This is a genomic window from Fibrobacter sp. (assembly GCA_024399065.1).
Lineage (GTDB): Bacteria > Fibrobacterota > Fibrobacteria > Fibrobacterales > Fibrobacteraceae > Fibrobacter.
Map to the genome: position 1 here is coordinate 22,598 of JAKSIB010000021.1, position 20,949 is coordinate 43,546.

Annotated in this window: 14 protein-coding genes; 7 read left to right on the forward strand and 7 right to left on the reverse strand. The window is 49.6% G+C overall.

Annotated elements, in window-relative coordinates; all coding sequences use genetic code 11:
* The first annotated feature begins 17 nt into the window (after window positions 1-17).
* Window positions 18-2,429, forward strand: coding sequence for an ABC transporter (locus tag MJZ25_10725; GenBank protein ID MCQ2124647.1), 2,412 nt, complete (start codon window positions 18-20; stop codon window positions 2,427-2,429).
* A gap of 3 nt (window positions 2,430-2,432) precedes the next feature.
* Here MJZ25_10725 and MJZ25_10730 read toward each other — a convergent pair whose 3' ends face one another.
* The 3 genes from MJZ25_10730 to MJZ25_10740 all read right to left on the reverse strand — a co-directional run bounded on the left by MJZ25_10730 (window position 2,433) and on the right by MJZ25_10740 (window position 6,813).
* Window positions 2,433-4,631, reverse strand: a complete 2,199-nt coding sequence (locus MJZ25_10730; protein ID MCQ2124648.1) for a hypothetical protein — start codon at window positions 4,629-4,631, stop codon at window positions 2,433-2,435.
* Window positions 4,632-4,746: 115 nt separating this feature from the next.
* A complete protein-coding gene (locus MJZ25_10735) occupies window positions 4,747-5,583 on the reverse strand; it encodes a fibrobacter succinogenes major paralogous domain-containing protein (protein ID MCQ2124649.1) in 837 nt (278 codons plus the stop codon).
* 54 nt (window positions 5,584-5,637) lie between these two features.
* Window positions 5,638-6,813, reverse strand: coding sequence for a mechanosensitive ion channel family protein (locus MJZ25_10740; GenBank protein MCQ2124650.1), 1,176 nt, complete (start codon window positions 6,811-6,813; stop codon window positions 5,638-5,640).
* Between the two features lie 35 nt (window positions 6,814-6,848).
* On the opposite strand from MJZ25_10740, the gene MJZ25_10745 reads away from it, so the two are divergent.
* The 3 genes from MJZ25_10745 (at window position 6,849) to MJZ25_10755 (ending at window position 11,243) form a co-directional block, all read left to right on the forward strand.
* Window positions 6,849-8,141, forward strand: a complete 1,293-nt coding sequence (locus MJZ25_10745) for a GTP-binding protein (GenBank protein ID MCQ2124651.1) — start codon at window positions 6,849-6,851, stop codon at window positions 8,139-8,141.
* Window positions 8,142-8,235: 94 nt separating this feature from the next.
* Window positions 8,236-8,862, forward strand: a complete 627-nt coding sequence (locus MJZ25_10750) for a hypothetical protein (GenBank protein ID MCQ2124652.1) — start codon at window positions 8,236-8,238, stop codon at window positions 8,860-8,862.
* Between the two features lie 107 nt (window positions 8,863-8,969).
* A complete protein-coding gene (locus MJZ25_10755; protein ID MCQ2124653.1) occupies window positions 8,970-11,243 on the forward strand; it encodes an aconitate hydratase in 2,274 nt (757 codons plus the stop codon).
* Window positions 11,244-11,334: 91 nt separating this feature from the next.
* On the opposite strand, the gene MJZ25_10760 is transcribed toward MJZ25_10755, so the two are convergent.
* The 3 genes from MJZ25_10760 to MJZ25_10770 are packed head-to-tail and all read right to left on the reverse strand — an operon-like array spanning window position 11,335 to window position 14,914.
* A complete protein-coding gene (locus MJZ25_10760) occupies window positions 11,335-12,522 on the reverse strand; it encodes a hypothetical protein (protein ID MCQ2124654.1) in 1,188 nt (395 codons plus the stop codon).
* A complete protein-coding gene (locus tag MJZ25_10765; GenBank protein MCQ2124655.1) occupies window positions 12,522-13,430 on the reverse strand; it encodes a DUF6175 family protein in 909 nt (302 codons plus the stop codon). Before MJZ25_10765 ends, MJZ25_10760 begins: the two co-directional genes overlap by 1 nt.
* A gap of 23 nt (window positions 13,431-13,453) precedes the next feature.
* Entirely contained in the window at window positions 13,454-14,914 is a 1,461-nt protein-coding gene (locus MJZ25_10770; GenBank protein MCQ2124656.1) for a FecR family protein, read from the reverse strand.
* A gap of 87 nt (window positions 14,915-15,001) precedes the next feature.
* On the opposite strand from MJZ25_10770, the gene MJZ25_10775 reads away from it, so the two are divergent.
* Window positions 15,002-15,571, forward strand: coding sequence for a hypothetical protein (locus MJZ25_10775; protein MCQ2124657.1), 570 nt, complete (start codon window positions 15,002-15,004; stop codon window positions 15,569-15,571).
* Here MJZ25_10775 and MJZ25_10780 read toward each other — a convergent pair.
* Window positions 15,555-16,913 (reverse strand): bifunctional folylpolyglutamate synthase/dihydrofolate synthase, encoded by a 1,359-nt coding sequence (locus MJZ25_10780; protein ID MCQ2124658.1) that lies wholly within the window; start codon window positions 16,911-16,913, stop codon window positions 15,555-15,557. The genes MJZ25_10775 and MJZ25_10780 overlap by 17 nt on opposite strands.
* 119 nt (window positions 16,914-17,032) lie before the next feature.
* Between MJZ25_10780 and MJZ25_10785 the strand changes: the two genes are divergently transcribed.
* The gene (locus tag MJZ25_10785; GenBank protein ID MCQ2124659.1) at window positions 17,033-17,800 is read left to right on the forward strand and encodes an endonuclease; all 768 of its coding nucleotides are present in this window, start codon (window positions 17,033-17,035) and stop codon (window positions 17,798-17,800) included.
* Between the two features lie 77 nt (window positions 17,801-17,877).
* On the forward strand, window positions 17,878-20,940 hold the full coding sequence (locus tag MJZ25_10790) for a hypothetical protein (protein MCQ2124660.1): 3,063 nt from the start codon (window positions 17,878-17,880) through the stop codon (window positions 20,938-20,940).
* The last annotated feature ends 9 nt before the right edge of the window (window positions 20,941-20,949 follow it).

Genomic DNA, 20,949 nt, shown 5'->3' on the forward strand with positions numbered 1-20,949 from the left:
GTTTCAGGATTCAGGTTATGGCAGATTTCATTTCTCTTCGCGGATGTAGGCTCCACAACCTGAAAAATGTGGACGCCCAGTTCCCGTTGGGAAAGATTACCGTCGTATGCGGCCCTTCTGGCTGCGGAAAATCAACCCTGGTTTTGGATACTTTGCACGGGGAGTCGAAGCGACGTTACCTTGAAACGTTGTCGCCTTTTGCATGCGAATTGCTGGGCGGTCGCAGAAACATTCCTCTGGATAGTGCCGAAGGTTTATCCGCCAGCTTAGCCATTGGACCTAGCCACGGTGAAGCGCCCGCCAAGGCTTATGCTTTAAGCATTTCCGAATGCGACAGCGCTTTGAGGACTTTGTTCGCGGCCTTTGCGAAGCCCGCCTGTCCTGTTTGCGGCAAGCCCATGGAAAGCATCAGCCGCGAAGAAATCATTAGGCAGATCGCCAGCAGACCAGAAGGAACCAAACTGCAATTTTTTGCACGTATGGACACGGGCAGCAAGGTTACTGCAAGCGGGAAACACGTCGAAGGACAGTCCCTGGATAAGTTGTCCGCAGTCTTCCTGGCACAAGGTTATACCCGCGCCATGGCCGACGGCGTGATTTATTCCTTAGCCGACCTGAGGGACAACGAACGGGAAATTTGTCCCGAAGAATTTTTCATTGTGGTGGACCGCGTTATCGTTCGCGAAAACACCCGTACCCGAATTGCAGAAGCGGTGGATGGCGTTTTGCGCCTCACCCATTCTGAATTGACTTTGGACGAAAACGGCACACGAACCGTTTTCAGTACCGTGCCCTGCTGTAAGGAACACGGCGTCGCAGCAACTGCAGAAGGCGCCGCAGCAATCAAGGCACTGGAAGCCGCAGACTTTTCACCCTATTCCAGAGCAGCAGCCTGTACATGTTGTGGCGGAAGGGGAATCGCCAGCGAGGACATCGGCGATGACGGAGATTGCGCCGAATGTCCGGAATGCGGCGGTCTGCGTTTAAAGAAGGAATTCCTGAACGCCACCATTGACGGAATTACCTGGGCAGAAGTTCTGAGCACTCCCTTCTCCCTGCTGGAGAAAAAAGTCCGCGGTCTCTTCGAGGGACGCATCAAACAAAACCTGCTCCCTACCCTAAATAGTCTGCTGGACCGCATCGAGGCCATAAACGAACTAGACATCGGCTACCTGACGGCAGGCCGCTCCGGCACGACCCTGTCCGGCGGCGAAATGCAGCGTCTGCGATTGGCCAGCCTTTCTACCGGCCACCTGAACGGACTTTTGATTGCACTGGATGAACCTGCCAGCGGCCTCCACCATACGGACGTGGACGCCCTTTGGAAGGTTCTGAAAAAAGTTCAGTCCCGCGGAAACACGCTAGTTCTCATCGAACACAATCCCGGCATTATTGAGAAGGCCGACTGGATTATTGAAATGGGTCCGGGCGCTGGCGAAAAAGGCGGCGAAGTCCTGTTCATGGGCCCCGCTAAAGACGTTTTGAACAATCCCGCCTCCCCCACAGGAAACTGGATCAAGTATTTAAGAGGCACGAGGCACGAGGTTCCAGGTTCCAGGTGCGAGGCACGAGGCACGAAAAACGTCGTCAAAGCCATCCCCGTTCGCGATTTCGCCCTCTTCGACATGAAGTCCGTTTCCGCTGATTTTCCTCTGAAGAAATTCAGTGTCATCACCGGCCAAAGCGGCAGCGGAAAATCCACCCTCATGTTCAAGAATCTGGCTGTCCGCGCAAAGGCAGGTGAATTCGCCTCCCTCGGCATCGACGCCCTGTCCATCCTTTCCACAGGGGATTTCCACGGGAACCGCCGCAGCACCGTCCTCAGCGCCATCAACATGGGGAACCTGCTGCGAGACCTGTTCGCAAAGCTTCCCGAAAGTAAAGTCCGTGGTTACGCCGTCGGCAAATTCGCAACCCACGCCGCCGGCGGCCGCTGCGAAAACTGCAAGGGCGAAGGCATCATCCTGGACCCCTCCGGCTACGAAGAAACGGAATGCCCCGTCTGCCTGGGCAAGCGCTTCCGCGACGAAGTTCTTGAAATTCGATTCAAGAGTCTTTCCATCGCCGACATCCTGGATATGGAAATCGGCAACGCCTATAAGCTTTTCGCCAACATGAAGCCCTTCGCCGATAAGCTGAAACCTCTGGTGGATACAGGCTTGGACTACCTGCGTTTAGGACAATCCACCGCCCACATGTCCGGCGGTGAACGAGCCCGCCTGCGCCTTTCCATCGCTCTCGCCCGAGCAAAGGCACCCAACACACTTTTCTTATTTGATGAACCCGCCCGTGGCCTCCATCAAGTGGATATCAAGCACCTGCTGGAACTGATCAACTGCCTCACAGTCGCCGGCCACACCGTCGTCGCCATCGAACACGCACAAGATTTCGTGAACGCAGCGGACTACGTGGTGGAATTGAGCAGATAGAAGTTAGTCCTTGAGGCAACGCAAACTTCGACCGTAGGTCTTGTAGTCGTCGTTCTGGAGTGCGTAGTCGTAATCGTAGCGGAAGTTCTGGTACCACGCGCCGTAGCTACTGTACTCAGAAGCAGACCACAAGTTGGCGAGGTAGCCCTCATTGAGGAAATGGCCACGTTCGCGCCTGTAACCGACGGGGAGCACCGAGAAGCCATACTTGTCGGTACCGTTACCGCTCTTGCCGTAATAATCATTCCAGCCGCTGGTGGATTTCAACAACGAACCGGCAGTGCTGGATCCACCTATGTAGGCGTACAGGGTGCTGTACTCCACGTTCGTGGGCACATGCCAGCCCTCGGGGCAAATGCCGCGGTGGGGGCTATTAGGGGTACAGGTCTTACCGTAGCCGCATTTGGTTCCTGCGTTTACGCTGAACTGGGCAGCACTATCCATCACGGCGCTCCAGGTGTACAGGCGACCATACTTGTCGCAGTTGGAAGCCTTGTTTTCGTAGCACCAGCTGGTGGAATCGGAGGTGTAACTGCTGTAATTGTACTTCACGCCAGTGTATGCGTAGTTCAGGTTTTCCGCCATCCAAGTCTGGGAGCCGATGGTTACTGTCTTGTAGACTTGGTTGTCACGGAGGTCGGTCAAGGTATTTGCCGACGCATCGTATTTACTTCCATCCTTGATGCTAGTTCCTTCGCTCGATGAGCTCAGAATGACGGATGAAGATGAAGAACTTGATGATGCAACGGAGCTGCTAGATCCCGGGTCGGTGTCCGAAATGACACTGGATATGCAACGGATGTACCGAGAATCAACTTCATCTTCATTCACACTAACTTCGACACCCTGATGTTCGTCAAAACTCACATAATAAAATTCGTCCCATTCCTCATCCCAAAAGTCGTTTTCAACATCACACGTTTCACTAATACTCCAGAAACTTGCATATTTTCCAAAAACATTAAACCCATCCGTATGGAGAGCATTATCAATATAACTATGACCAGCAGGTAAAACAGAAAATCCAAAGCGGTCTCTATTTTCTTCACCGTTTTTCCAATAACAAGAGGATTTTAGATATTGACCTGCAGAATCCGCGCCTCCAACAAAATCAAACAGAGTATTCCATTCCTCATTATTCGGCACATGCCAGCCCTGTGGGCATAGTTGAATACGATTTGCCTTGTCCCCAGATAAACCATCGCCAGTTTTAGAATACAAGCGACCATATTTCTTACAGTTATTTATATCGTATTCAAAACATCCCGCATATCCGGATCCGTTGTCGTAATTTAAGTTCTGCGCCATCCAAGTTTGTTCGCCAATGGTAACGATGCTATAAACCTGGCCGTCACGAGAATCAACTATCGTATCTTTCACAATATTCGAATCCGACGGAACACATAAGTCGTCTTCAATCTCTTCTGAATATTCATCACTGACGCAACGAACAGAAAAACCTTTGGTAAAGGGGACATATCCGTCACCATAAATACCGTAATCAAAATAACCTCGTCTAAGACTCAGCCAAACTTCTCTACCGAAATTGGTAGTCCAAAAAACAGCTAACGAATCTTTACCACTAAATTCTATAGATTCACGGGATAAGCCATCCGATTTAACTTGGCCTGCAGGTAGTGCGGTAAACCCAAGATTGTCAGTACCTTGCTTGTAATGCGAAGGCCAGCCTTTTTTTGCCTCCAGTACACGTCCAGCAAAATGATCTTTGTCATAGTATTGAGCGACACTATACATAAGATACGCATATTCTTCGACACTAGGCAAATGCCACCCGTCGGGGCAAACTCCTTGAACGACACCGTTTACATCACAAGACGACCCATATTTATTATCGTCAACAGCTTTAACACCACAACCCAGACCTGTTTTGGAGAATAACCCTGCAGAATCCATAGCCGCAGGCCATAGGTACAGGCGCCCATACTTATCACAATTCTTTGATTTATTGTCGTAGCAAAAACTTTTAGCAGAGCCTACATTATAATCATAGTTCAAATTCTCCGCCATCCAGGTCTGGACACCAATCTTAACTGTCTTGTAGACCTGACCGTCGCGGGCGTCGGTCATGGTGCCATAGCTAACGTCTGTCGAAGACATTCCATTTTCACCACAGGCGGCAAGGCCCAAAGCCAGGGCAAAGGCGCCAACCGCAATCGTACTAAATCCAAAATTTGACTTCATATTATTCACGAGGAGCCTCATCCCTGCCAAGTAAAAATTTATTCTACAAGTAAATCTATAAAGCAAAGCTGCTTTTTTGATAGTAAGCAAGCAAATTCGGCAACGCCACAGACAGCTAGTCCTTTAAGCATCGCACAGACAACCCGTAGCTTTTGTCGTTGACGTAATCGTACACACCGTCGCCTTCGTTGTAGAAGTACCAAAAAACCGGGTAAAGATTATCGGGATCACTTGAACTCCAATAATTCGCGTAGCTGCCTTCATCATTGAAATTGAGATCGTAGTCAAAGTATCCGGCCGGCAAAACAGCAAATCCAAAGGAATCAGAGCCATTACCACCTTCATTCCAACCATCGGTCGACTTCAACTTCGCACCGGCGACACTGTCTCCACCAACAGCAGTCCACAAGGTAATCCATTCATCATCGCTGGGCAAATGCCAGCCGGAGGGGCAAACTCTCATCGCATCAAGCCACGGATACAGTCTCCCGTTTTTTTCGCACCATGCATTGTCTAGTTCATAGCAATAGCTATTCCCGTCATCGTAATTCAGATTCTCCGCCATCCAGGTCTGGGAGCCAATGGTGACAGTCTTGTATACCTGGTCGTCGCGAGCGTCGATTAAAGTTCCCATTACAACGGTTGTCGGATCAACAACAGACACACTACTGCTAGATTCTTCGCTCGATGAGCTCAGAATGACACTGCTGGAGCTCGGGGCAACGCTAGAAGAGGAACCATCCTTTTCGCTGGAGGAGGATGGAGATTCCGAGTCGGAGCCCGGGATGACACTGGAAGAAGAGCTCAGGATGACTCTAGAAGACGAAGAATCATCATCATTTGACGGTCCGTTTGTAGAGCCGCCATCACCACAGGCGGCAAGGCCCAAAGCCAGGGCAAAGGCACCAACGGCAATCGCACTAAATCCAAAATTAAACTTCATATTTTTCATAGGGTCCACAAACCTCCCGTTTTTCAAGATTTGCTCTACGAACAGATTAAAAAATCACTTTCTCAAATATCCTGCATATTGGAACAAACTAAGGCCAAATTCCGGAAGCACAGCAATCAGGTGGTCAAAGATATCCGCCTGGATTCCTTCGTAGGTAATCCATTCTGTCTTGTTGGTAAAGGCGTAAATTTCCAGAGGCAAGCCCTCGGGGGACGGCGGCAACTGGCGGGTCATCAAGGTCATGTTCTGAGCCACATCTTCTAAGGAACGCAGGTAGGCCGTACAGTAGGCACGGAAGGTTCCGATGTTTGTGAGATGACGGCTGTTCACCATATCCAATTCACTGGGCACGGCACCTTCCCCATACTTGGCGGTAAATTCCGATGCAAGCTCAACACGTTTTTCATCCATATACGGCTTCAGGATTTCAATCTTGGAAAGGCGTTCGATTTCATCGGGAGTCAAGAAGCGAATGCTTTGCTGGTCAATGAGCAGAGAGCGCTTGATGCGGCGACCGCCGGATTCTTCCATGCCGCGCCAGTTCTTGAAACTGTTGGTAATGAGATCGTAGGCTGGAATTACAGAAATGGTCTTGTCCCAGTTGCGGACCTTCACAGAAGTCAAAGTGATGTCGATAACCGTACCGTCGGCATTGTGGCGTTCAATTTCAATCCAGTCGCCCTTGCGAAGCAAATCAGAAATATTGATCTGGATACCGGAAACCACGCCCAAAATAGAGTCGCGGAAAATCAACATCAGCACGGTAGCGGCGGCACCCAATGCAGACAAAATAAACACAGGGCTCTTGCCAGAAACCTGGGAAACGATAACAATGGCGCAAACACAGAAAATAGCCAGTTTGATGGCCTGGAAGATTCCATGCAAAGGCTTATTCCTGGTCTTTTGGTTGTTATCGTTCAACGCCTCGATCACATCGAAAATAGAGCAGCCTACCGCAAAACCAACCAGTGCAAACCACACGTTGGAGACTCGGGTACACAAGTCCAGAAGGGTGGATCCCGCAGGCAAAATTTCGGCAATTCCGGTACTGAATACGGCAGCCGGCATGAATTGCAACCCCCTGGAGAAAAAGTTCTTTTCTACCAGGAGGTCGTCAAACTTATTGGGAGTCTTTTCGGCAATTTTCTTGGCAATGGGATTTACCACGAAAAAACACAGTGCCATAGCCAGCACAACGATAATAAGCAATATTGCAAACTTGTAATCCATAGCCTAAAAATAAAAAAATTGCTAGATTATCGACCATGAAAAAATCAGTACCTATTACAGTGCTCACCGGTTACTTAGGAGCCGGTAAAACTACTCTCCTCAACTACGTTCTTAACAATCAGGAAGGCTATCACGTAGCTGTTATCGTCAACGACATTGGCGAAGTCAACATTGACCAGACCCTTATCGAAAAGGGTGGAAACATCACCAAGGAAGATTCCGGCAAGTTGGTTCCCCTTTCCAACGGTTGCATTTGCTGCTCCCTGAAGCAGGACATGCTGGAACAGATTGCCGAAATTCTTGAAACCGGCAAGTTCGACTACATCCTTATTGAAGCCAGCGGCATTTGCGAACCCGTGCCTATCGCACAGACCATTTGCATGGCTGGTTCCCAGCTCCAGGGTAAGAATGGCGAACCTCTCCCCTGCCATTTGGACAGCGTAACCGCAGTGGTAGACGTTCTGCGTCTGGCCGACGAATTCGCTGGTGGCGAAAAGCTTCTCCAAAAGGACCTGGAAGAAACCGACATTGCAAACCTGCTGATCCAGCAGATCGAATTCTGCAACACCATCATCCTGAACAAGGTGGACAGCCTTTCTAAGAAAGACCTGGAACATGTGAAGGCTGTTGTGAAGGCCCTCCAGCCCACCGCCAAGATGATCGAGACCAACTTCGGCAAGGTGGAAATGAAGGAAATCCTGGACACCAAGCAGTTTGACTTCGACAAGGTTGCTGAAGGCGCTGCCTGGGCCATCGAACTGAACAAGATCGACGACGACCACGATGATGATGACGATGAAGACGAACATGAACATCATCACCATCACCACGATGATGACGATGACCACGATCATGAACATCACCATCATGACCACGACGATGAAGACCACAGCCACTGCGATCACGAACACGGCGTTTGCCACTGCGGTCATCATCACGACAAGGATCATCCCCATGGTGACGAATACGGCATTTCTACCTTCGTGTATGAACGCCGCCGTCCCTTCGATCGCAAGAAGTTCGAAGCATTCCTGGACGATTATCCTAACGCAATCATCCGCACCAAGGGTCTCCTGTGGTTCGCTGACGAACGTACCGAAAGCTACCTGTTCGAACAGGCAGGCAAGCAGGCAACCGCACAGAATTTCGGTCGCTGGTTTGCTGCAGAAGACAAGGCTACCCAGGATTACATTCTCGCCCAGAATCCTGACCTGAAGAATGTTTGGGACGATGAATACGGCGACCGTATCATCCGCCTCGTCTTCATCGGCCAGCACATGGAAAAGAAGAAGATCATCGCAGTTCTGGACAGTTGCCTGGACAAGTAATTAACAGACTTAGTTCAACAAAAAGCCCTGCGAGCCAAATCGCAGGACTTTTTCTATTTTTTTTGCATACAGAAATTAGGAGGTTTATTTGACTATGATCAAGTCAAAGTTTATTTGGGTTAGCGCATTCGCCATCGCATTAATCAACGCCTGTTCCAGCGGCACCGATGCCGATGAAACCAGCGGCGTTTTCCCCGAGCGCTGGGCAAACAATCCTGCAGGTTACGGAAGTGAAATTTATTCAGTTGCCAAAGGCGATTCCATCAATGGATTCCAATGTTCCGTTTATGAAAAAGGAAATGAAGTCATTGAATCCTCCATTGAATTTCAATCAGGATTTGAAATCAAGGCCATATACCGCAACCTCATCAAAAACGACAGCATCACAGTAACTGTTTTCGTCGGCATGGAACCTTATACAAAAATGACCATGGAAGACATGTGTAACCAAATGACCCAAAGCGCTGATACAGCCAATGGTGCGTACGTGGTTTGCGAAGATGATTACATCAAAGAAGTCGCATTCGGTTCATATACAGTGTCCGATTCTATCGCAATCGCGAGGACAAAGGAACAGGCTATCAAGAAATGTAAGCAAAAAGACCTTGACTACGAAGTACCCGCCGGCAACGACGCTTTCGAGGAGCCATCTTGCGTCCCCGACACCCTTTTCAAAGCAGACGGTTCCTACACCCTGGATATCCCGGATAACTGCAACTAGCTTTCACTTCAATTCTTGGCACAATTTTTGCAATATAATCGGTTGGAGTAATCCAGCCGATTTTTGATTTTTCTAAATTTTGGCCGTTAAAATTTAACGAGGTAACTATGCTTTTCAATTTCGACATGATCCAGAAGGTCTATGCCAAGATGCCGGCCCGCGTTGACGGTGCACGCAAGCTCCTTGGCCGTCCCCTCACCCTTGCAGAAAAGATTCTCTACACCCACTTGATCGATGGTGCAGAATCCAAGCAGTATGTTCGTGGTACTGATTTTGCCGAATTCCATCCGGACCGCGTGGCAATGCAGGACGCTACCGCCCAGATGGCTCTCCTCCAGTTTACAACTGCTGGAAAATCCAAGGTCGCTGTTCCAAGTTCTGTACATTGCGACCACTTGATTATCGCCAAGGAAGGTGTGGAAATTGACCTCCCGAAGGCAAAGTCCGACAGTAAGGAAGTGTACGACTTCCTCCAGTCCGTTTCCGCCAAGTACGGCATTGACTGCTGGCTTCCGGGCGCAGGCATCATCCACCAGGTGGTTCTCGAAAACTACGCCTTCCCCGGTGGCATGATGATCGGTACCGACTCCCACACTGTGAACGCAGGCGGTCTCGGCATGCTGGCTATCGGTGTTGGCGGTGCTGACGCTGTGGATGCCATGGTTGGCCTCCCCTGGGAATTGAAGTACCCGAAGATGATCGGTGTGAAGCTCACCGGTAAGCTCCAGGGCTTTGCAACCGCTAAGGACATCATCCTGAAGCTGGCTGGCATCCTCACCGTTAAGGGCGGCACCAACGCTATTATTGAATACTTCGGCGAAGGCGCACGTAGCCTCTCCGCTACCGGCAAGGCAACCATCGCCAACATGGGTGCAGAAGTGGGCGCAACCTGCTCCACCTTCAGCTACGATGATTCCATGAGCCGTTACCTCAAGGTTACCGGCCGTGCAGAAGTTGCCGAAGCCGCCGACAAGATCGCTTCTTACCTCCAGGCAGACCCGGAAGTTGAAGCCGAACCGGAAAAGTACTTCGACCGCGTTGTGGAAATCGATCTTTCCACTCTCGTTCCCCACTACAATGGCCCCTTCAGCCCGGACCGCGCTTTCGCAATCACCGACATGGCAGAATCCATCAAGGCAACAGACGCAAAGCCGGAATCCAAGGACGAAGTTAGCGCAGCCCTCATCGGTTCCTGCACCAACTCCAGCTACGAAGACCTCTACATGGCAGCAAGCATGATCAAGCAGGCTCTCGCCAAGGGTCTCGGCCCGAAGTGCCCGCTGATCATCAACCCGGGTTCCGAACAGGTTCGCTACACCGCTGAACGCGACGGCCTCATCGACATCTTCAAGCAGTTCGGCGCAGTGATCATGACCAACGCTTGCGGTCCTTGCATTGGCCGTTGGGACCGTGCTGGTGCCGACAAGAAGGAATTGAACACCATCGTTCACTCCTTCAACCGTAACTTTGCAAAGCGCGCTGACGGCAACCCCAACACTCACGCTTTCGTTGCTTCCCCGTTGATGGCTGTAATCGCAGCTCTCTCCGGCAAGCTCACTTTCAATCCGGCTACCGACACCCTCGTCAATGGCGAAGGCAAGGCTGTGAAGTTGGATCCTCCTGAAAAGTGCGAACTTCCGGTCAACGGCTTCGAAGTGAAGGACGCTGGTTTCCAGGCTCCGGCAGAAGACGGTTCCTCCATCACCGTGACCATCAATCCGGAAAGTAAGCGTCTCCAGGCTCTGGCACCGTTTGCTGCATGGGACGGCAAGGACATCATGGGCGCTCCGATCCTCATTAAGGCCAAGGGCAAGTGCACCACCGACCATATTTCTATGGCAGGTCCGTGGCTCAACTACCGCGGTCACTTGGAAAACATTTCCAACAACATGCTCATCGGTGCTGTGAACGCATTCAATGGCGAAACCAACAAGGTTCTCTGCCAGTGCGGTTCCTATAAGGAAGTTCCGGAACTTGCTAAGGTTTACAAGAACAAGGGCATCGGCTCCATCGTTATCGGTGACGAAAACTATGGTGAAGGCTCCAGCCGCGAACACGCTGCTATGGAACCCCGCTTCCTGGGCGTTAAGGCTGTGATCGTGAAGAGCTTCGCTCGTATTCACGAAACCAACCTGAAGAAGCAGGGCATGCTGGCACTCACCTTCGCTAACCCGGCAGACTACGACAAGATCCAGGAACAGGACGTGTTCGACATTCTCGGCCTCACCGAGTTTGCTCCGGGCAAGCCGTTCACCTTGGTGGCACACCACAAAGACGGTTCCGCCGACAACATCACCCTGAACCACACCTACAACGAACAGCAGTGGGCATGGTTCAAGGCCGGTTCCGCTCTGAACTTGATCAAGCTCAATAACAAGTAATTAGGAATTCGCGCGGAATCCTCCGCGCAGTTCTTGAAGAAAAAAAGTCCTGGGCCAAAACCCAGGATTTTTTTGCATTTGAGTTACGATTTTATTTCTTGCAGCCTTTTCCGAAAGCGTCCAAGACCTTGTTCACAGAAAGTTTTGAAATGGCCTTCACGTGAGCAGCCTCGGCATCACTTCCCACGCCTTGGGGCTGTTCCACAAGTTCTATAGAGCCAGCTTTCATCGCAATGGTTCCGCGGGAAGTATAAAGGGATCTTCCTGAATTCGGCTTGTCGGTAAAGTTCAAGGTTGCAGAAAGCGTCGGCAAACTGGAATCATCAGAAATCGCGACACCAGCATCCATCAAGAACATCTGCAATGCGCCGCATTCCGCCACTTCGCCAGAGCAAGCCAACTGGTAGGCACAACCCGTCTTTTTAGCCTGGTAGGCAACGGTCTTGGTAAGCAAGGAAGACTGACGCACAAACTTGAAGTTCATATCCGCATGGACAATCACTTCACCGCTGGGTTTCTTTTTCATCACATCTTTCAGCGAGAAAACAGCCTTACCCTTATTGTTGGTTTTTGCCGCAGCCAGGTTCTTGTGATCCTGGGTGATGGCAATGGGGAAATCCGCAATGGGACCAACGAAATCAACAACAGTCACCACCAAGGTTTCCTTGGTCAAATTTGTTTCCATTTTCACAGAAGACAAATTGGCGGTCATGAATTCCGTAAGTTCCGCCAAGGTGGATTCCAGGCGTAGATTCTTGGGAACTGCCTGAACAAAGGACAAGTCTTCCAAAAGGTCGTTATAATCCCCAGCCATCTTTTCCAAAAGGACCATGTCCTTTGCCACCTTGCGGTAATCTCGATCCAACATATCCAAGCGGATTACGGAATCCTTGGAATTCATCTGGATACGCATTTGTTCAATATCCACAAGAATCTTGGAAGCCAGCTGGTCCAAATCCACGGTAATCGTAGACTGATACACGCCGTCCTTCACAGGAGCGGCAACGATCTTTGCGCCTTTCAACAGGACATTGCTAAAAACGGACTTCCTACTTTCAAAAGTAGACTGGACATTGCCTGCCGCGTCTTCGGTGGTATGAGTTTCCATAGAAGATTTCACCGCAGAACTGACCTGCATGGCAACACCTTCCATCGCCTTCTTGTCAGCGTCTTTCTGAGATATCTTGGACGTTGCGGTATAAGTCACCATGTTTGCTGCCACGGCCAAGGCGGGAACAAAAGCTGCCAAAGCAGAAATAAATCGGGTCATCTTTTTCATTACTGAATTTCCAGGATAATCAGTTTCTTGGTAATGTTCTGCTTTCTAACCTTGGCAAGGCCATTCAGGGTTTCAAAGAATTCACCATAAACCATCTGGGCGTCTTCATACTTATCCGGATCAGCATAAATCATCAAGTCGTAAGTATTGCGGCTCATGGAAAGGACCTGCATTTTATTGAACTTTTTACGGATCTGCACAGAAACCATGTTGGAAATTTCTTCAGCCTGATCGTCCGTAAATTCACCGGTCAAATGAGCAACCACTTTATACTGCACGCCCAGTTCCAATTGTGCGGCAAGTTTAGTGCGAATCTTATTTTCCAAGCCAACGATTGCCTTCTGCATAGCCTTCTGAACAAAGGCACGCTGAGATTCTCCCGCAGTCATTGTCATTTGAACAGATTCACTTCCCAAAAGTTGTGCCGTAGAAGCTTCGCTAGCATTCAAGTCAATCACGATTTCGTTTTCATGAATCGTTCCTGCGTAAGTAATATTGATGTCGGCACCCACTGTGAGGCCTGCCGCATAAGCCAAGTCTTCATCGTTGCCCGCAATGGCAGACTGCAATTCCACAACTTCATCAAGCTGAGCCTGACTTTCCAAGCTGACCACGTTATAATCTCTACTGGTCAGGTAAGCGTTAATCACTTCCATGGCAGTCTTTGCCAAGGGATTGGAACGGACCACTTCGATGTTCGCGTTCATTTTTCCAGTCAAAGCAGGAGCCACCAAAACAGTAGGCGCTATCTTGAAGGGAATACGAACCAGTTCCACGGGAGCTTCTTCTTCAGATTCTGCAGGAACAGTCTTCACCGTTTCTTGTGCAGGCTGATTTCCAGCACAGCCCACAAAGCACAAAACACCAAGTGCAACCAAGAAATTCAAAAGTTTCATCATCTTATCCATTTTCAAAATTATAACAAATCCCGCTATTCCCTAGACAAACCATTGGACTGAACCAAACGCTGGTATTCCTGACGTTCAGAAACAATTCTGTTACGAGCCTTTCCACCGGGGTGATTGGTAATCAAGCAGAATGCCTCATAAGTTTTTCTAGCAGAGTAATTCTTTCCATTCTTGGCAGCCACCACCACTTCGAAATCCACAATCTTATTGCGATTGAGTTCAATGGGAAGTTCATATTCCAAGGAAGTCAAATCTCGTTCACGAATCGTCTTCACAATTCTTTTGCCACGACGGACGACAATAGAATCAATTTCCTTCAGGTTGGACTTTGCAATTCCAGCAAGATTAATCTTCATGTTGGTATTGTACTTTGTTGCCGGCGGATCAACATGGATGCGTTCATCACGTTCACCCAAATCAACGACTAGGTCATCAATGGTAGGCGGCTCTTCATAGCCTTCGGGAGGCACGTACTGGGCCACCCATCTATAACATTCCACTTCAACATTGCCATCGCTACAAGTTGCAATGAAACGCTTCTTTCCGTAGGCCTTTATACCCCAGGAGAATTCCTTGCGGTAGAAGCCATCGGCGCCAACCTTCACACGTTCGCCCCATACGGTAACAATTGTTCCCGGAGTCACACGAGCTTGCAACGTAACTGAGGGAACATAAAGTGTATCCAAGGGACTGGACTTAAATTCAAGAGATTTCCTATAAGCCTTTTGACGTTCAGCATAGCTATCATCAAAAGTCTTCAAGTTCTTTTCAAGAGACTGGGAGGTAAGTTCTGCGATTACCGCAGTCAAGGAATCAATCACCTTCACCAAGTATTCTGTACCAGAGGAGGCAAGGTCCAACATTCTTGCGTCACCGTTTTCATCAACAAGAACGGTCTGGTTCTCCAACAGCATTTTCTTTTGGCCTGTTTTGCTGGAAACATCCACCTGACCTTCCTTCAAGGAAACCACAGTCTTGTTCTTCGCAATTCCAACAAAGCCTGCGGTACCACGGATAGCAGCGTTTGCGTTACCCGTCTTCATTTTATAGTAGGCATTTCTCTGCTTTTGGACATCGAAATAAACCTTACCATTTCCAATAGCAACCAAGACAATTTTAGACCCGATGGAATCCTGTTCAGATTTCAAGGTCACATCGGAATTTTCCGAAATGACGAAAACAGAACCTTCATTTGCAACAAGCTTTGCTTCAGATTCAATTCTCGTTTGAACGCGGTCGTCTTCAACGACTTTTTGGCCAATACGAATTTGTTTCCAAATATCGCCCTGACCACCCGGCTGTTTCAATACGTCGCCAATAATGCTGCTGGCAGTTGTCACAAATTTGGAGTTATCTACAGAATCCTCTGCGGCTGCATTATTTACTTCATTAGAACCAGGGCCACTTTTACCCTGATCCTTATTTCCGTTACAGCCCGCAAGGACTAATAACAAAGTAAAAACAACTGTAAAAAATCTCTTCATAGGTTCTCTTTTAACTCCACCCCTAAAATTTAATTAAATTTTAAACAGACAAATGAATTTTAGGGTTTCCCTACAAGGAGAACAAGAATGAAAAAGTTGATGGCAGCTCTTGCCGTGGTCGCCATGATGGCCGGTTGCGCAAGTACCCCACAGGAAAAGGCCGCAGACGCTCTCAGCGAACTGATTACCACTAAGAACAAGTTAATCCGTGATGGTCAGCTGGCAGGAATTGGTGTAGGCATTTCTTCCGATGAAACCGTAGCTTACGACAAGGCCGACGTGAATGCCCGTGCAGACTTGGCCAAGCTTATTGATGCAGAAGTTCAGTCACTTACCAAGGGTTTCAAGGAACAGATCACCGTCGATGGTATGGAATCTGTGGCAGAACATTTCCAGAGCACCGTCAAGACCACCGTTGATGTGCAGCTGAATGGCGCAACCATGACCAACGTCAAGGTTGAAACCGTAGAAGGCAAATTCAAGGTTTACGGCATCGTCACCCTCAACACTTCCCTCATCGAAGAATACATCAAGTCCGTTGAAGACACCGAACAGAAGCTGACTGAAGAACAGAAGCAGGCTGTTCGCGAATTGGCCCAGAAGGCCTACAGCGAACTGGATATCGAATATTCCGAAGAAACTAGCGATGTTCGTTAGTGGTCGGTTCTAATCCGCGGAAGAAGGACAAGCCTTCGTAATCGGATTTAAGAGCCTGGACACTCTCGCCAATCATGTAAAGACTTCCCGTAATCAAAACGGGGAGTTTTTTATTTTCGGAGTTTTCGGCGTCAGCATCGGCAGCGGCGCAAACACTGTCCAGAAATTCACGGCAAAGCAAACCTTCACTGGAAACAGGCAAGCCTAAGTCGCTTAAGATCCCTCGCAAATCATCCAGTTCACGGAAACGGGGATAAGGCGTTTTGGTAATATGCCAATGGCTTACGTGAGGAGCCATCAGTTTCAGCATTTCATCTACGTCCTTGTCCTTGAGGGCTCCAAAGACGCAGTGGAACTTTTTGCCAGGATAATACTTGTCCAAGGATTCCACAAGGCGACGAACCGCATGGGAATTGTGGGCTCCATCCAGAATAAAATCCACCTGGCCTTGGGCATTTTCCAGCTTTTGCATACGGCCCGCCCAGGAACGTTTTTCCAAGGTTTTCAAAGCCAGAGTATCGTCGTAGCCCACGCCATTAGCACAGCTACCGACAACAACATTCAAGAACATCTTTGCCGCCGCCAGGGACAAGCTTGCATTTTCAACGTAATGCTGGCCCAAGTTAGGCAATTGAATATCGAAACGAATTTCAGGGACAACGACTTTTGCCCCAAGGGACTTCGCATATTCTTGAGCTTCAGCCAACATTTCCGAAGACAATCCGCCAAGAACAAAAGTCTTTCCAGAAACCTTATCCGAAGACGTTCCCAGCACACCCATTTTTTCTCTTAGAATTGCAACTTCGGTAGCGCCCAGAACTTCTGTATGTTCCAAGCCGATACTTGTCACCACAGCTACATCGCCATCGGCCACAGCGGTACTATCCAGACGGCCACCCATTCCTGCTTCAAGAACGGCAACCTGAACGCCAGAATTTGCGTAATGCAAGAACGCGACCAAAGTCAAAACTTCAAAAAAGGTGGGCTCAATTTTTGCAGCTTCCGCGCGATCCTTATTCACCAGGTCCGCAGCATCCTTGACCTGAAGCAGATAGCGGTTCAAATCAAATTCACTGATGGGTTCGTCATTCACTCGAATACGTTCGCGGAGGTTCACCAGATGGGGGCTGGTATACAAAGCAGTCTTCAAGCCGTGAGCCTGCAGAACACCTGATAAATAGTAGCTGGTTGAACCCTTGCCGTTTGTACCGACAACGTGAATCGTCTTGAACTTTTTCTGAGGATTTCCAAGGGCTTCGCAAAGGCAGCGAGTAGATTCCAAACCAGGCATCATCCCGAACATCAAGCGGGAATTCAGATATTCTATACCATCATAGAGCATGCCTTATAATATAGAACATTCCATTTCTCCGAAAATGAAGTATCTTTATTTTAGATACGATTTAATTTACAAGAATAACCGGTTTCATTTTCTATATCATTTTTTAGATAGGTTCTTATATGCGTCGCAAGATCACAAAGGCAAAGCCCCTTTCTCTTTTTGTCTTTCTGGTAATCGTCCTTGTTGCGTTGATTGCAGAAGTCCAGGCAAAGGTAGACCCCGAAGCAAAGGCGCAGCACTACGACTACCGCGGCGCCGGCCAGCAAATGCGTCGCATCTATTATGGGGACCTGCAGGAAACTTTGTACTGCGGCTGCAAATACATGGACAAGAAACACGTGGATTTTTCCACCTGCGATTTTGAGCCTCGCTACAATCCCAAACGAAAAAGCACGAAACGCGCCGAATCCATCGAATGGGAACACATCGTCACCGCCCACAACATGGGTCACTTTCTCCCCTGCTGGAAAGAAGGAGGCCGCAAGAACTGCAGCGCCAACGACGACACGTTCAAAATCATGGAAGGGGACCTGCACAACCTCTACCCCGCCATCGGCGAAGTCAACGGCGACCGCAACAACTTTATGTACAGCCAGTGGACCAACGATCCCGAGCCCATGTACGGCAAATGCAAAACCATCGTGGACTTCAAGCTGAAAAAAGCACAGCCCCGAGAAGAAGCCCGCGGCATCATCGCCAGAGTCAGTTTCTACATGGAAAAGACCTACGGCGTAAAGCTTTCCAGCCAAGACCGAAAGCTATTTGAAGCCTGGGACCGCCAATTCCCCGTCACCCCCAGGGAATGCGAACGAGACAGGCGAATTTTCAAGGTTCAAGGAGACCATAATCCCTTTGTATACGAGAAATGCAAAGAAACGGGCTTTTAGGCCACTACAAAAACAGACCTTCTTAAACGTATAGATTTTTTTACTAACTTCTTAAAGTATTTGGTCAGAGGATTATTATGCGTCGTTTAACAGTATTATTAGCACTTTTTGCTTGTAGCGCTTTCGCTCAGGTGGAATTCCCCATCGGTTCTAAAGTCGTAAACGTCACTAAGGACCCTTACTTTGCAAAAGCCGATGGCAAGCATGATGACACCCAAGCCATCCAACAGGCTTTGAACGACCATCCGGATGGTGACTACATCATCTACCTTCCCCATGGTATCTACAAGATTACAGAACAGCTGACTTGGCCACAGACTGAAAAGGACGAAACCGCCACCCGTCGCACCATTTTGCAGGGTCAGAGCATCGGTGGAACCATCATCCAGCTGGCCGACAGCACCTACGGCTTCGATAACGAAGACTTCCCCAAGGCTGTACTTTACACTGGTACCGGTCCGGAACCCCGTATCCGTAATGCCATTCGTGACTTAACCCTCAGAACCGGCAAGGGCAACCCCGGTGCCATCGGTGTGCAGTTCAACGCCGCCAACCAGGGAACCATCAGCAACGTCAAGATTTATTCCAACGACACCACCGGTGTCTACGGTATCGACATCAGCTTTACCGACAAGATTGGCCCCCTTCTGTTGAAGAATGTGGAAGTCCGCGGATTCAAAACTGGCATTTACACCAAGGGTGAAACCGGCTCCGTCACCATGGAACACGTGACCTTGGGTGGCCAGACCAAATACGGTCTTGAAAACGAAGATATGAACCTGGCAGTCCGCGCCCTTCGTTTCAAGGGTTCCGTCCCTGCAGTCTACAACCACGGCGAATATTCCATCATGAGCCTTGTGGATGGTACTTTGGAATACGATCCGGGTAAAAAGAAGCCCTCCAAGGTTACAGCCATTGTCAACGAAGGCCATTTGTTCGCCCGTTCCATGAAGGTCAGCAAGTTCCACACCATGTTGAGGTCCAACAAGAAAGGTGTCATGGAGGAACTGACCAACAGTGAAATTATTGAATACACCACCGAAGCTAGCAAACAGCTTTGCCATAGCCCCAAGCAGTCCATGCGCGTACCTGTGGCAGAAACCCCGAACTTCGCCGAACAGAAAGCTGGTGACTGGATTACCATCGCTGGCGACTACGGTGGAAAGGCAAACACCGGTTCCGACGATTCCAAGGCAATTCAGGAAGCCATCGACGACGGTGCAGAAACCCTTTACTTCCCGCCGGGAGGCCGCTGGACCATCAACCGCGACATTTATGTCCGCAACCGCGTCCGCCGCATTCTCGGTACCGAAGCCCGCATCGACGGTAAGGGCAAGTTCATCATTGAAAAGGGTGCGTTCAACGAACTCACCATCGAACGTTTCTCTGAATTCGGCAACGGCATCATCCAGAAATCCACCCGTACCATCTTGATGAAGAACATGATGGTGAAGTCTCTTGAAACCGACGAATTCGGCAAGGGCGACATCTTTATGGAAGACGTTTCCATCGGAACAATCCAGATTAACAGCCAGAGGCTCTGGGGCCGTCAGGTGACCATGATCGGCGACACCAAGGGTCCGAAGATTACCAACAACGGTGGCACCATCTGGATTCTCGGCCTTACAGCAAAGAAGGGTAACACTGTCCTCCAGAACTTCAACAAGGGTTCTGCCGAACTTATCGGCGTAGAAGTCGAAGCCAGCGAAAAGGCCAAGGAACGCCCCATGTTCATCAACGACAATTCCGGCCTCAGCATTATGGGTCTCCGCGAAACCTTGACCCGCGGCAACCCCTTCCTTAAGGTTGTTGAAGATTCCCGTCAGGCTTCCGCCATCAAGGCTCTCTTCGGAAAGCAGCTCCTCCACACGGAAAACGGAGGCGCCATGCTGCCCTTGTTCGTAGGCTACGCCCCGAAGCAAGGTGCCAACGAAAAGCCCAACGTTTCCATTCCCAAGGAAATGATCCTGGTGCAACCGAACCGTCTCCGCATTTCCGGCATTGTTGAAGACGATGGCCGCGGTGACGGTCTTTGCGAAGTTCCCGTCCGTTGGAAGAAGGCTCTGGGTCCGGGTAAAGCAATCTTCTCCGACACCACGGCATACGAAACAGATGTTTCCTTTACAGCAAGTGGCCGTTACAACGTGATCCTCACTGGCGACGACGGTTACCAGACTGGTGCAGACACCGGTAAGGTCTACGTATTCGACAAGCGCTACACCACCATGGACAACAGCGGCAACAACATTCCCAGTGGCCGTGGTGCAGCAACCTGGATTTCAGAATTCGACAACTACAGTCCCCACAGCAGCGATCCGGAATTGCGCGTAGCAAACGTTCCGGAACAGGCAGGCAAGCTTTATCTGAAGTTCGACCTTTCCGCTTTGCCGGGTCCGCTGTTTGACGTTGCATTGCAGTTGGTCATGCCGGATTCCATCAAGAAGCCGGTCCAGCTCAACATCTTCGGTCTGAAGGAAACCTCCAAGGACATGTTCTTCGGCGATCAGAAGCTTGGCATTGACTGGTCCGAAAACGAACTTACCTGGGAAAATGCTCCGGCAAACCTTCCCCAGGCTGGCGGCCAGTTCAACATCCGCAAGAACTCCGGTGGTGGCGTTGATACCAAGTACGCAGAATACCTGGGCATCATCACCCTCAACCCCAAGTCTCCTCTGGGAGCCTTCCTCCGTTCACCGACCCTTACGGAATTCTTCAAGCGTAAGCATGCTTCCAACCTTTACACTTTGATCCTTACCGCAGTGGATCAGGGCGAAACCATCATGCCTTCTCCCAGTACAGGCAAGCAGTTCGCACCGTCTCTGTACGTGGGCTATTTCGACAACACCCGTTCCGTGGGCGGCGACGCCATGGACGGCGGTTATACTTTGACAAAGGTCAATGTGGACAAGTTCTCTCTCGACTGCAACTTTGACTTGACCGTCGGCTATCCGCAGTTTGTACAAATCGAAATCGTCAACGAATTCGGCAAGCGCATGCTCACCGTTGCAGCACGTGACCTGGATGGCGAAAAGAAGACCAACTTCAAGTTTAAGGCAAAGGCCTTCCCCACAGGCAAGTACACGCTGAAGGTCATCGGCGAAGCATTCACCGCAGAACAGAAATTCTACATCTTGAACTAGGAATACAAA